This is a genomic window from Actinacidiphila sp. bgisy160 (assembly GCF_965342435.1).
Taxonomy (GTDB): Bacteria; Actinomycetota; Actinomycetes; order Streptomycetales; family Streptomycetaceae; genus Actinacidiphila.
Genome location: NZ_CBDRCM010000055.1, coordinates 37,715 through 51,100, shown reverse-complemented (window position 1 = coordinate 51,100; position 13,386 = coordinate 37,715). Strand labels below are relative to the sequence as shown.

The window sequence follows — 13,386 nt, the reverse complement described above, 5'->3', positions numbered from 1 at the left end:
CCCCTGCCTCATCGCCGTACCGAGCCTTCCATCCTCCAAGGGATCACCATGACCCAGTACCTGGCGGACACCACCCGTCACCCCCACACCTCCGACCAGCCCGTGGCCGCCACGGACTGGTGGAGAGACGCGGTCATCTACCAGGTCTACCCCCGCAGCTTCGCCGACGGGAACGGCGACGGCATGGGTGACATCCCCGGCATCCGCGAGCGGCTCCCCTATCTGCGCGACCTCGGCGTCGACGCCGTCTGGCTGAGCCCCTTCTACGCCTCCCCCCAGGCCGACGCCGGCTACGACGTCGCCGACTACCGGGCCATCGACCCGATGTTCGGCACCCTCCACGACGCCGACGGCCTGATCCGCGACGCCCACCGGCTGGGCCTGCGGATCATCGTGGACCTCGTCCCCAACCACTCCTCCGACCAGCACGAGTGGTTCAAGCAGGCGCTGCGGGAGGGCCCCGGGTCCCCGCTGCGGGCGCGCTACCACTTCCGCCCCGGCAAGGGCGAGAACGGCGAACTTCCCCCCAACGACTGGGAGTCAGTCTTCGGCGGCCCCGCCTGGACCCGCGCCGCCGACGGCGAGTGGTACCTGCACCTGTTCGCCCCCGAGCAGCCCGACTTCAACTGGGAGCACCCGGCCGTCCAGGACGAGTTCCGCTCGATCCTGCGCTTCTGGCTGGACATGGGCGTCGACGGCTTCCGCATCGACGTCGCGCACGGCCTGGTCAAGGCCGACGGCCTGCCCGACATCGGCGCCCACGAGCAGCTCAAGCTCCTTGGCAACGATGTCCTGCCCTTCTTCGACCAGGACGGCGTCCACGAGATCTACCGCTCCTGGCGGCGCATCCTCGACGAGTACGACGGCGAGCGCATCGCGGTCGCCGAGGCATGGACCCCCACCGTCGAGCGCACCGCCAACTACGTCCGCGCCGACGAACTGCACCAGGCCTTCAACTTCCAGTACCTCGGCACCAAGTGGAACGCCGCCGAGCTGCGCGAGGTCATCGACCGCTCACTCGACGCCATGCGCCCGGTCGCCGCGCCCACCACCTGGGTGCTGTCCAACCACGACGTGGTCCGCCACGCCACCCGGCTGTCCTCCGACGGCAGGACCTACGACCTGCGCCGCGCCCGCGCCGCCTCGCTGCTGATGCTGGCCCTGCCCGGCTCCGCGTACGTCTACCAGGGTGAGGAACTGGGCCTGCCCGAGGTCATCGACCTGCCCGACGAGGCCCGCCAGGACCCGGCGTTCTTCCGCGCCGCCGGCCAGGACGGCTTCCGCGACGGCTGCCGCGTGCCCATCCCGTGGACCGCCGAAGGCACCAGCCACGGGTTCGGCAGCGGCGGCAGCTGGCTGCCGCAGCCCGAGGAGTGGGCGGGCCTCAGCGTCGCCACGCAGACCGGCGACCCCGGCTCCACCCTGGAGCTGTACCGCTCCGCCCTGCGGCTGCGCCACGACCAGCAGGGGCTGGGCGCGGGCGAGTCGGTCCAGTGGCAGGACGCCCCGGAGGGCGTGCTGTCCTTCCGCCGGCCCGGGTTCGCGTGCACCGTCAACACCACCGACGCGCCGGTGACGCTGCCCGTGCCGGGCGCGGTGCTGCTGGCCAGCTCGCCGGTGGAGGTCACGGCGGGCGGGGTCGTCGTCCCGGCCGACACGACCGTCTGGTGGGCCGTTTGACGTGCGTCGCGGTCGCATAGGGTCTGGAGTTGTGAACACCACAGCCCGACTTGCCGACATCGCGGCCCAGGCGGGGGTCAGCGAGGCCACCGCCAGCCGCGTGCTGAACGGGAAGGCGGGGGTCGCCCCCGCCACCCGGCAGAAGGTGCTGGCCGCACTGGACGTGCTCGGCTACGAGCGTCCGGTGCGGCTGCGCCAGCGCAGCGCCGGCCAGATCGGGCTGATCACCCCCGAGCTCAACAACCCGATCTTCCCCGCCTTCGCCCAGGTCATCGAGCAGAACCTGACCGGATACGGCTACACCGCGGTGCTGTGCACCCAGCACCCCGGCGGCTCCACCGAGGACGAACTGGTGGAGGCGCTGGTGGAGCGCGGGGTGCGCGGCATCGTCTTCCTGTCCGGTCTGCACGCCGACGTCACCGCCGACCCCGAGCGCTACGCCCGCCTCCTCGGTCAGGGCGTGCCCTACGTCCTGGTCAACGGCTACAACCCGGCGATCGCCGGGCCGTACATCTCGCCGGACGAGCGCGCCTCGGCGCGCATCGCCGTCCAGCACCTGGTGGAGCTCGGCCACCAGCGGATCGGCCTGGCCGTCGGACCCAACCGCTTCGTGCCCGTGCACCGCAAGGTCGAGGGCTTCGTCGAGGCCCTCGGCACCCTGCTCGGGCTCGGCGAGGAGCAGGCCGCGGAGTACGTCCAGCACACCCTCTTCTCCGTGGAGGGCGGCCACGCGGCCGCCGGGGCGCTGCTGGACAAGGGCTGCACGGGAATCGTCTGCGGCAGCGACCTGATGGCGCTGGGCGCGGTGCGCGCGGTGCGGGAGCGGGGGCTGGCCGTCCCCGGGGACGTCTCGGTGGTCGGCTACGACGACTCGCCGCTGATCGCCTTCACCGACCCGCCGCTGACGACGGTCCGCCAGCCGGTCGAGGCGATGGGCGCGGCCGCCGTGAACACGCTGCTGGAGGAGATCGGCGGCAACCCGGTGCAGCGCTCGGAGTTCGTCTTCCAGACGGAGCTGGTCGTCCGCGGCTCGACGGGCCAGGCGCCCGGCGCCGGACGGCGTTCCTGAGAGCGTTCCCCACGGCGGGGCCGGCCGGCCTCACGCGTGCCGCGTGCGGGTGTTGAGGCGGGCCCTGGACCTGCCCCGGGCGGGGCGCAGCGGGGTGGCTTCGTCGGTCCTGGGCCCGTCTCCGTCTCGGTGGCGACCGGTCCGGCCGGCCGGGCGCGTGGGACCCGCCGTTCAGGGGCGGACCCCCGGCCGGCCGAACCGGGCCGAAGAGGAACGTAACAGCCGTTACGGCCAGGACGGAAGGCCCCTGCAGAAACTTTCTGCAAGATTCTGCAGGGGCCTTTCGAAAGGGCGTGACCGCAGGTGGGAGGCCACATTGCGGTCGTGAAGGGGTCGGCTCAGGGCGCGATGCCCACGCCGTCCAGACGGTTCCAGGCGCGCTCCCGCGCGGCGGACAGCGCCGGCCAGTGCCGGCCCCGGGCCGCGGGTACACCCGGGAGGCGTAGCGCCGCGGGACGCACCCCGGCGTCGAACGCCGGGCAGGAGGCCGTGCCGCGACCGTGGCGGGCGCGGGCTTGTGGCCGGTCCGTACCCAGGCCGCCGGGGACCGCGTCGCGGCGGCGTACTCCAAGGAGCTCGGCTCGCCGTGCTCGCTCTCCCGCGTGAAGTTCCGCACCAGCAGCCGCCCGCGGTGGGCGTCCTTCAGGGCGCCGGGAGGTCGCCGTCGTGCCGTTGGAAATCCTTGCGACATCTTGCTGTAAGGCCTTCGCGAGGGGTACGGTCCCGGTCACGGTCCGGCACCGCTGCCGGGCGAAGGCTCATGGCGCGTGGGCTCCCAGAGGTACAACCGTCCGCACACGGATTCCGCAAGGAGAACACCCCGTGGCCCAGCACACCGGGCTGCCCGCGTCCGCGCGCCCACGCGCGCGCAGACGCGGCGCCGCAGCCGTCGCGGTGGCGGCCCTCGCCGCCGCCCTCGCCGTCCCCGCCTCGGCCCCCGCCGCCTCGGCGGCGGCCCCGCCTCCACCGCCCTCCGACGCGGCCCTCGCCGCGCAGCCCGCGCGTCACGACCTCACGCGGGAGCAGTTCTACTTCGTGCTGCCGGACCGTTTCGCCAACGGTGACGCGTCCAACGACAGGGGCGGTCTGACCGGCACCCGGCTCAGCACCGGTTACGACCCCACCGACAAGGGCTTCTACCAGGGCGGTGACCTCAAGGGGCTCACCCGGCGGCTCGACTACATCAAGGGCCTCGGCACCACCGCGATATGGATGGCGCCGATCTTCAAGAACCGGCCCGTGCAGGGGACGGGGGATCAGGCCTCGGCCGGCTACCACGGCTACTGGATCACCGACTTCACCCAGGTCGACCCGCACTTCGGCACCAACGCCGACCTCAAGGCGCTGATATCCAAGGCCCACGCCAAGGGCATGAAGGTCTTCTTCGACGTCATCACCAACCACACCGCCGACGTCGTCGACTACGACGAGAAGTCCTACGGCTACCTCTCCAAGGGCGCCTTCCCCTACCTGACGAAGGACGGTGTGCCCTTCGACGACAGCGACTACGCGAAGGGCGGCAAGGCCTTCCCCCCGGTCGACCGCGACTCCTTCCCCCGCACCCCCGTCGTCACCGCGAAGAGCAAGGTCCCGGCCTGGCTCAACGACCCGGCGATGTACCACAACCGGGGCGACTCCACGTTCGCCGGCGAGAGCTCCGACCAGGGCGACTTCTCCGGCCTGGACGACCTGTGGACCGAGCGTCCCGAGGTCGTGAAGGGCATGGAGGAGATCTACGAGAAGTGGGTCCGCGACTTCGCCGTCGACGGCTTCCGCATCGACACCGTCAAACACGTCGACCTGCCCTTCTGGACGCAGTGGGCCACGGCGCTGGACGCCTACGCCGCGAAGCACGGCCGCGACGACTTCTTCATGTTCGGCGAGGTCTACTCCGCCGACACATCCATCACCTCCCCGTACGTCACCCAGGGCCGCCTCGACTCGACACTCGACTTCCCCTTCCAGGACGCCGCCCGCCAGTACGCCTCCCAGGGCGGCTCCGCAGGCAGGCTCGCCTCGGTCTTCGGTGACGACTACCGGTACACGACCGACAAGGCCAACGCGTACGAGCAGGTCACCTTCCTCGGCAACCACGACATGGGCCGCATCGGCACGTTCCTCAAGCAGGACAACCCGGCGGCCGGCGACGCCGAGCTCGTCAAGCGGGACCGGCTCGCCAACGAGCTGATGTTCCTCTCGCGAGGCAACCCGGTCGTCTACTACGGCGACGAGCAGGGCTTCACCGGCGCCGGCGGCGACAAGGACGCCCGCCAGACGATGTTCGCGTCCAAGGTCGCCGACTACCTCGACGACGACGAACTGGGCACCGACCGCACCCACGCGAGCGACGCCTACGACACCGTCGCCCCGCTCTACAAGGCGATCGCGAAGCTCGCCGCGCTCCGCAAGGCCCACCCGGCGCTCGCCGACGGTGTCCAGACCGAGCGTTACGCCGCCGACGGCGCCGGGATCTACGCCTTCTCGCGCACCGATGCGAAGACCCGCACCGAGTACGTGGTCGCCGTCAACAACGCGGCGCAGGCGCGTACCGCCGACGTTCCCACCGGCTCCGCGAACACCGCCTTCACCGCCGTCTACGGCACGGACGGCTCCGTCACCAGCGGCTCCGACCGGAAGATCGGTGTCACCGTCCCGGCCCTGTCCGCCGTGGTCTACAAGGCGGCGAAGCCGCTCGGCGCCCCCGCCGCCCGGCCGGCCCTCACCCTGAACGCCCCCGCCGCGGGTGCCACCGGCACCGTCGAGCTCTCCGCCGACGTCGACGGCGGGCAGCTGAACCGGGTCGTCTTCGCCGCGCAGACCGGCAACGGGCCGTGGAAGGTCCTCGGCTCCGCGGACCACGCGCCGTACCGGGTCACCCAGACGGTCGGCGACGGCGTGACGCCCGGCACCGCGCTGCGGTACAAGGCCGTCGTGATCGATTCCGCCGGCCGGACCGCCGCCGCCACCGCCGAGACCACCAGCGGGACCCCGGCCCCGCCGCAGACCCCGGTGGCGAGCAGCCGCGACTACGCGGTCGTCCACTACAAGCGGGCGGACGACGACTACACCGACTGGCGCCTGTACGCCTGGGGCGACATCGCCGACGGCGAGGGCACCACCTGGCCGGCCGGCCACGACTTCATCGGCCGCGACGCCTACGGCGCCTTCGCCTACGTCAAGCTCAAGCCGGGCGCGTCCAGCGTCGGTTACCTCGTCATCGACAAGGACGGCAACAAGGACGTCGCCGCCGACCGCTTCATCGACGTCACCAAGACCGGTGAGATCTGGGCCGAGCAGGGCAAGGAGGCCGTCCTCACCGAGGCCCCGCCCGGCTCCGAGCCCGGCCAGGACAAGACCAAGGCGGTCCTGCACTACCACCGCGCGGACAAGGACTACGCGGGCTGGGGCCTGCACACCTGGACCGGCGCCGCGAACCCCACCGACTGGACCGCCCCGCTGCAGCCGGTGCGGACCGACGCCTACGGCGCCGTCTTCGAGGTGCCGCTCGCCGCGGGTGCCACGTCGCTCAGCTACATCATCCACAAGGGCGACACCAAGGACCTGCCCGCCGACCAGTCGCTCGACCTCACCGCCAGCGGACACGAGGTGTGGCTGCTGAACGGCACCGAGAAGTACCTGCTGCCCGCCACCGCCGGCTCCTCCGCCGACCTCGACCCGTCCTCGGCCAAGGCCCAGTGGATCGACGCCGACACCGTCGCCTGGAAGACCGGCGACACCGCGGCCAGCGTCCAGCTGGTGTACGCCCCGGACGGCGGCCTGGCGATCAAGGACGGCGCCCTCACCGGTGAGGGCCACTGGCTCCGTCTGCAGCGCGTCGCGGGCGGCCTGACCGAGACCCAGAAGGCCCGCTTCCCGCACCTGAAGGACTACGCCGCCTTCACGATCGACCCGCGCGACCGCGACCGCGTCCGCGCCGCCCTCACCGGCCAGGTCGTCGCCACCCAGCGGCTCGCCAACGGGGCGCTGCTCTCCGCCACCGGCGTGCAGATCCAGGGCGTCCTGGACGACCTGTACGCCGCCAAGGCGACCAAGGCAGTGCTCGGGCCGGTCTTCACCTACGGCAAGCCCACCCTGTCCGTGTGGGCCCCGACCGCGCAGTCCGTCGCCCTGGACCTCGACGGGCGTACCGTCCCGATGCGGCGCGACGCGTCCACCGGTGTGTGGAGCGTGCACGGCGAACGCGCCTGGACCGGCAAGCCGTACCGCTACCTGGTGAAGGTCTGGGCACCCAGCGTGCAGAAGGTGGTCACCAACAAGGTCACCGACCCCTACTCGGTCGCCCTGACCGCCGACTCGAAGCAGAGCCTGGTCGTCGACCTCGACGAGGCGTCCCTCGCCCCGAGCGGCTGGTCCGGCCTGGCCAAGCCCAAGGCCGTCGGTCTCAACAACGCGCAGATCCAGGAACTCCACATCCGGGACTTCTCCGTCGCGGACACCACCGTCCCCGCGAAGGACAAGGGCAGGTACACCGCCTTCACCGACACCGGGTCGGCGGGCATGACGCACCTGAGGGAACTCGCGAAGGCCGGGGTCTCCTACGTGCACCTGCTGCCGGCCTTCGACTTCGCCACCGTCGCCGAGAGGAGCGCCGACCAGGCCACCGTCGACTGCGACCTGGCCGCCTACCCGGCCGACTCCGACAAGCAGCAGGAATGCGTGGCCGCGGTCGCCGCCAAGGACGCCTACAACTGGGGCTACGACCCCTTCCACTACACCGTCCCCGAGGGCTCCTACGCCACCGACCCCGACGGCACCAAGCGCACCGTCGAGTTCCGGAAGATGGTGCAGGGGCTCAACAAGGCCGGACTGCGGGTCGTCATGGACGTGGTCTACAACCACACCGCCGCGAGCGGCCAGGACGACAAGTCCGTCCTCGACAGGATCGTGCCCGGCTACTACCAGCGCCTGCTGGACGACGGCACCGTCGCCAACTCCACCTGCTGCTCCAACACCGCGCCCGAGAACGCGATGATGGGCAAGCTGGTCGTCGACTCGATCGTCACCTGGGCCAAGGAGTACAAGGTCGACGGCTTCCGCTTCGACCTGATGGGCCACCACCCCAAGGCGAACATCCTGGCCGTCCGCAAGGCCCTGGACGAGCTCACCCCCGCCGAGGACGGCGTCGACGGCAAGAAGATCATCCTCTACGGCGAGGGCTGGAACTTCGGCGAGGTCGCCGACGACGCCCGCTTCGTGCAGGCCACCCAGAAGAACATGGCCGGCACCGGTGTCGCCACCTTCTCCGACCGGGCCCGCGACGCGGTCCGCGGCGGCGGTCCCTTCGACTCCGACCCCGGCGTCCAGGGCTTCGCCTCCGGCCTGTTCAACGAGCCGGGCGGCTCCGCCGCCAACGGCAGCGAGGCCGAACAGCGCGCCCGCCTGCTGCACTACCAGGACCTCATCAAGGTCGGCCTCACCGGCAACCTGAAGTCCTTCTCCTTCACCGACAGCAGCGGCAAGGAGGTCACCGGCGCCGAGGTCGACTACAACGGCTCGCCCGCCGGCTACGCGGACGCCCCCGGCGACGCCCTCGCCTACGTCGACGCCCACGACAACGAGGCCCTGTACGACGCGCTCGCCTTCAAGCTGCCGAAGGGCACCTCGCCCGCCGACCGGGCGCGCATGCAGGTGCTCGCCGAGGCCGTCCCGGCCCTCTCCCAGGGGCCCGCGCTCTACCAGGCGGGCTCGGACCTGCTGCGGTCCAAGTCCCTGGACCGCAACTCGTACGACTCCGGCGACTGGTTCAACGCCATCCGCTGGGACTGCTCGGCGGGCAACGGCTTCGGCCGCGGCCTGCCGCCCAAGGCCGACAACGAGTCCAAGTGGTCCTACGCCAGACCGCTGTTGACCGCGGACACGCTCAAGGTCGGCTGCGCCCAGATCACCTCGGCCTCGGCCGCGTACCGGGACCTGCTGCGGATCCGCTCCACCGAGCCGGCCTTCGGGCTGACCTCGGCGGCGCAGGTCCAGGAGCGGCTCTCGTTCCCGCTGTCGGGGAGGAACGAGACCCCGGGCGTGATCACCATGCGGCTCGGCTCGCTGGTGGTGGTCTTCAACGCGACCCCGAAGGCCCAGGACCAGCGGGTCACCGCCCTGTCCGGGAAGGGCTACGCCCTCCACCCGGCGCAGGCCGCGGGCTCCGACCCCGTGGTGAAGCAGGCCTCCTACGACGCGGCCTCCGGCACCTTCACCGTCCCGGGCAGGACGGTCGCGGTGTTCGTCGGGAAGTAACGACACGCTCCGTCACCGCCCGGCCGGCGCCCCGCTCACCGCGGGCCCCGGCCGGGCGGTGCTGCGTACGGGCGAAGTAGGTGGCCATCCGGATGAATCAAGGGCGTGGCGGCTCCGGACGAGGCACCGGTAGGGGTACGTATTCGCGCGGTTCCGGTGACGCAGTGTGACTGACGCCCCGGAAGGCCTCATTCCCGTCGTCCCCAGGAGGACCCTTGAAGCGGCGCCAGCGAATAGCGCTTTCCAGCCTTCCCGCCCTGCTCGTCCTGCTCCTCAGCACCCTCACCGGCGCGGTCACGCCCGCGCACGCCGAGGACTGGGGCCCGGGCGCAAAGCCCGCGGCCACCGCCGAGCGCCCGGGGCCGGGCCACGGACCCGGCCCGGTGGCGGGCGGTGGACCCGGCCAGGTCGCGGGCTCCCCCGGGCGTCTGCCCGGCGGCCCGGAGAACCCCCGCATCTGCGTCGGTGCCACCTTCACCAGTCCCAAGTTCTTCTGCGGTGACCCCCGGCTCGGCCCGCGTGAACTGCCCACCAAGGGCCTGCTCGGAACGATCCTGGCCGGCTACCGGCGCCTCGACGGGCAGAACGCCAACGGTTTCCTGGGCACCTGGTGGAACTTCACGACGAACGAATACAAGTTCCCGCCCGCCGGGACCAACCCCGACGGTTTCCGCACGGACTTCCCTCCCGTCGACCTGGTCCTGAGCGTCGGACAGAAGATCGACCGCTTCGGCAACGAGAACGGCAGGTTCCTCTCACCGGCGGGCTCGCCGTTCTCCCAGCGCGCCATCCCCCCGTCGAACCTCAACACCTTCGACGCGGGTTACCCCTTCAACTACCACCTGTACAAGGTCGTCAAGCCCTTCACCGTCCAGGCGGGACCCGCGGAGCCCTGGTTCGGGCAGCCGGGCAACGGACTGCAGTACGTACTGTTCCAGGGCGACACCGTGGCCAAGCACGTCGCCAACGGTGACCTGATCCGCCTGAACTGACGGGCCCGACCATGGACCGACGCGAGCTGAGCGAGGCGCTCGCCTCCGCCCGGGTACCCGGCGGGCTGTACGAGATTCCCGGCTTCCACGAGTTCGACCTGAGGCCCCCGGACTTCAGGTACCTCCGGCAGGAGGGCGGCGCGTGGGTGGTCGGCAACTACGAACGGGGTGTGTACGAACCGCACCGGCACTTCGACACCGAGGACGCGGCCTGCCGCTACCTCTACGACCGACTCACCGACACGGGGCCCGGTCCGGGGCCCGGCTCCGACGAGGAGATGGAGGCCGTCGTGCGTGACCGGGAGGAGATCCAGCGCGCGGCCCATGACGCCTTTGAGCGGGCCCGGCGCCGGGAGACCTGATTTGGGAACCTCGTCGGCCGCGGACGGCGGAGCGGCCCGCCCCCGAACCTCCGGGCGGGCCGCTGCGCTTCGTGCCGTGCGCCTACAGCTTCTTCTCCAGCAGGGTCACCGCGTACGGACTGCCCTTGCCGCCCTGCTTGTGCGGCTGCTCGCCGACGACGGTGTAGCCCACGCCCTCGTAGTACGCCCGCAGCCGCGGGTTGCGCGCCACGCAGTCCAGCCGCGCGTACGGGCGGCCCCGCTCGGCGATGCGGCGCTCCGCCCGGTCGAGCATGGCCCGGCCGGCGCCGCGCGGCGCGGTCGTGCGGTCCACCATGAGGCGGTGGACGTAGCCCGCGTCCGGCGGGCGTACCCCCCAGGCGTGCTCGTCGGCCCACCACAGCTCCCAGGCGCCGACCACCCGGCCGCCGTGTTCCGAGAGCCAGACCTCGCCCTCCGCCATACGCGTGCGGAAGTGCTCCTCGTCCATCTCACCCGGCCTCCACTGGTCGATGCCGTGCTCCTGCATCCAGCGGGCCGCGTCGTCGCGGAGGCGAACCAGCAAGGCGGCGTCGTCGGGCAGCGCGAGACGGAAGGAGAGGTCGTTCATGCCCCTATTTTCACAGGCCCGCCTCCCGGACAACGCCGGGCCGACCCCCGAGCACGACAGGCCGCCCCAGCCCCGCCCGTAACCGAACCCTTCGCGCAGGAAAGGGCTACCGAGGGCACGGGCGGCCGCACCTCCCGCGGAGCAGGCCACCGGGACGGGGGAGGCGGGGGGCTCAGCGCAGCGTCGTGAGCGCCGCGCCCGAGTCGAGCACCGCCGACAGCTCGGCCCGGGCGCCCTGTGCGGCCCGGACCGCCATCGTCGAGCCCTTCGAGGCGCCGGTCACGCCGCCCGTGGCCTTGATCCGCGCAACGTCACGGCTGCCCGCCGCCAGCAGGTACCAATGACCGGCCGTGGACTTCCACAGCGCCCCGGCCAGCACCTGCGGCACGGCCCGGCCGCACGCCCCGCCGTCCCGGCCGCTCTGGCCCACCGGCGCGCCCGGGGTGCCCGGCTCGGACACCGGGGGCAGGAACAGCGCCAGCGCCCGGCCGTCCGTGCCACGCCAGGTGTCGGCGCGGGCACAGACCCACGACGCCTGCCCGTTGTCCTCCGGCAGCCGCTGCGTCGCGTACCGCCAGACGTTGACCGACCGGGTGCCCAGGCCGCTCATGGAGGAGAGGTTGCAGGCCGTACGGGCCACGTAGGCCAGCGCCGTGGGGCCGGTCGCCTCGAGCGGCGCGCCACCCTCCGGCGGCTGGTACGTCAGGTGCGCCGGCACGAGGTCGCCGAGGTCGGTGAGGAGGAACGGCCGGTCCACCCCGAGCCCCCCGGCGGCCCGGAACTGCAGCGCCGGCCAGGTGTCCCCGCACACCCCGGGACGGCTGTCCGCACCGGGCATCCGCACCGGTTCGGTCACCCCGTCCGCCGTGCGGTCCAGCTTCGCCGCGGCGCGCCCGGGGTCGCGCAGGTCCCGGGAGGCCGCCCCGGCGATCCAGGGGGCGGTCAGGAAACGGGTGTTGCCGTCCGTCCGGCCGAGGACCACGGCCGCCGTGGTCACGCCCGCGCCGTCCACCCGGGCGAAGTCCAGGGCCGCCGAGCCCCCGCCGTCGAGCGGCTCGGCGTAGCGCACCAGGCGCAGGCCGTCGTACATCAGCACCACGGCGGCGCCGTCCACGTCCCCCGCGTACAGCAACTGCGGCTGCTGCGCGGGCAGTCCCTCGTCGGTGCCCTTGGTGGCCGACACGGCGACCCGGGCGGAGGGGTGCGCCCACACCGCCATCGCCCGGCCCAGCAGCGCCTGGTCGCCGGCCCGCCCGCCGCGGGTCGGCCAGGCCGTGAAGTCCACCCGGGAGGCGCGGGTCCACGCGGTGTCCTTCACCCGTGTCAGCTTCGCCGGGTCCAGCAGCCCAGCGGTCCCGTAGGCGCCCGGCGACCCGCCGGCCGCGTACGGGTCCTGCCCTCCCGTCAGCACCGCGACCAGGGTCGCGGTGACGGCGATCGCGCCCGCCGTGACGAGGCCCACCCGCACGTGCTGCCGCCTGCGCAGCAGATCCGTCGGCCGGGCCTGCACCGTGCACGGGTCGAATCCGCTGCCGCCCAGCAGCAGCCCCTCCGGTACGGCCCTGGCGGCCTTCAGCGCGCCCCGCGGGTCGGCCACCCCGGAGGCCACCAGCAGCCTGCGCACCTCGCGGCCGTCCGCGTGCCGGGGCCGCTCCAGCTCCAGCAGCGCGTAGGCCGCGCGCCCGGCGGCGTTCAGCCCGGACAGCGCCCGGTCCAGCTCAGCCTCGTCCGTCCCCGTCGCCTTGGTGTGCAGCCGCAGGCCCCAGACGTACGGCGCCGGGCCGACCACCAGCGCCCTGCGCAGCCGGCCGCGCCATCCCCGCTCGCGCCCGAACGCCAGTGCCGTGTCCAGCACTTCCTGCCGCACCAGGGCGTACGCCGGGTCCACGGTCCCCCGCGGTCCGGGCACGTCCACCACGGCGGGGTCAGGTTCGCACGGTGAGCGCGGCAGCGCGCCCTGCGTCAGGGTGTGGGCGGTCAGCACCCTCCGGTGCCGGCCGAGCGACGGCGGCAGCGTCAGGTACGCCAGCCGGACCAGGTGCGGGTAGTTCTCGACGAGTGCGGCCTCCGCCTCCTCGACGTCCACGATCACGGGTGCGCCGTGCCGGGGACGGGTGGCGGTCGCGTGCTGGGCGTTCACCCTCCGTAGAACGAGTGAATCCTGGGATGGTCACCCCGCCGCCCGTGTCCCGCACGCGGCGCGGGAGCGGCCAAGTGCCCTTGGGGAGGCCGTTGTCGGTGCCCGGGACCACGATGGCCGCATGCATGAGACGGACTGGTCAAACCTGTTCCACGCCTACGGAGCCGCCACGGACACCCCGCGGCATCTGGCCGCCCTGCGCACCGGACCGGAGGCGGACGTCCGGGCCGCCCTGGACCACCTCAACGGGGCGATCGTGCACCAGGGCACGCCCTGGCCCGCCCCGACGGCCCCGCGGCCCG

At 72.7% G+C, this 13,386-nt stretch carries 8 protein-coding genes; 5 read left to right on the top strand and 3 right to left on the bottom strand.

Features of this window, described 5'->3' with window-relative positions; genetic code table 11:
- Positions 1 to 48: 48 nt before the first annotated feature.
- Together ACRWNP_RS30645 and ACRWNP_RS30640 are read left to right on the top strand one after the other, a co-directional pair.
- Positions 49 to 1,680: a glycoside hydrolase family 13 protein gene (locus tag ACRWNP_RS30645; RefSeq protein ID WP_431967103.1), complete on the top strand. Its 1,632-nt coding sequence runs from the start codon at positions 49 to 51 to the stop codon at positions 1,678 to 1,680.
- Between the two features lie 31 nt (positions 1,681 to 1,711).
- On the top strand, positions 1,712 to 2,749 hold the full coding sequence (locus tag ACRWNP_RS30640) for a LacI family DNA-binding transcriptional regulator (RefSeq protein WP_431967093.1): 1,038 nt from the start codon (positions 1,712 to 1,714) through the stop codon (positions 2,747 to 2,749).
- Positions 2,750 to 2,974: 225 nt separating this feature from the next.
- Here ACRWNP_RS30640 and ACRWNP_RS30635 read toward each other — a convergent pair whose 3' ends face one another.
- Positions 2,975 to 3,124 carry a hypothetical protein gene (locus ACRWNP_RS30635; RefSeq protein ID WP_431967101.1) on the bottom strand — a complete coding sequence of 50 codons (150 nt, stop codon included), beginning with the start codon at positions 3,122 to 3,124 and terminating at the stop codon, positions 2,975 to 2,977.
- Between the two features lie 447 nt (positions 3,125 to 3,571).
- Here ACRWNP_RS30635 and pulA point away from each other — a divergent pair, with 447 nt between their 5' ends.
- The 3 genes from pulA to ACRWNP_RS30620 all read left to right on the top strand — a co-directional run bounded on the left by pulA (position 3,572) and on the right by ACRWNP_RS30620 (position 10,355).
- On the top strand, positions 3,572 to 9,001 hold the full coding sequence (pulA, locus tag ACRWNP_RS30630; RefSeq protein ID WP_431967091.1) for a pullulanase-type alpha-1,6-glucosidase: 5,430 nt from the start codon (positions 3,572 to 3,574) through the stop codon (positions 8,999 to 9,001).
- 215 nt (positions 9,002 to 9,216) lie between these two features.
- Positions 9,217 to 9,993, top strand: coding sequence for a TNT domain-containing protein (locus ACRWNP_RS30625; protein ID WP_431967089.1), 777 nt, complete (start codon positions 9,217 to 9,219; stop codon positions 9,991 to 9,993).
- Between the two features lie 11 nt (positions 9,994 to 10,004).
- The gene (locus ACRWNP_RS30620) at positions 10,005 to 10,355 is read left to right on the top strand and encodes a hypothetical protein (protein WP_431967087.1); all 351 of its coding nucleotides are present in this window, start codon (positions 10,005 to 10,007) and stop codon (positions 10,353 to 10,355) included.
- Positions 10,356 to 10,437: 82 nt separating this feature from the next.
- On the opposite strand, the gene ACRWNP_RS30615 is transcribed toward ACRWNP_RS30620, so the two are convergent.
- Both ACRWNP_RS30615 and ACRWNP_RS30610 read right to left on the bottom strand, forming a co-directional pair.
- Positions 10,438 to 10,944: an N-acetyltransferase family protein gene (locus tag ACRWNP_RS30615; RefSeq protein WP_431967085.1), complete on the bottom strand. Its 507-nt coding sequence runs from the start codon at positions 10,942 to 10,944 to the stop codon at positions 10,438 to 10,440.
- 172 nt (positions 10,945 to 11,116) lie between these two features.
- Complete coding sequence (locus ACRWNP_RS30610) at positions 11,117 to 13,084, bottom strand: hypothetical protein (RefSeq protein WP_431967083.1); 1,968 nt, start codon at positions 13,082 to 13,084, stop codon at positions 11,117 to 11,119.
- Between the last annotated feature and the right edge of the window lie 302 nt (positions 13,085 to 13,386).

What these genes read in the sequence shown, in the direction of transcription:
- ACRWNP_RS30645 (WP_431967103.1), top strand. Translation starts at nt 49, where the DNA reads ATGACCCAGTACCTGGCGGACACCACCCGTCACCCCCACACCTCCGAC.
- ACRWNP_RS30620 (WP_431967087.1), top strand. Translation starts at nt 10,005, where the DNA reads ATGGACCGACGCGAGCTGAGCGAGGCGCTCGCCTCCGCCCGGGTACCC.
- ACRWNP_RS30615 (WP_431967085.1), bottom strand. Translation starts at nt 10,944, where the DNA reads ATGAACGACCTCTCCTTCCGTCTCGCGCTGCCCGACGACGCCGCCTTG.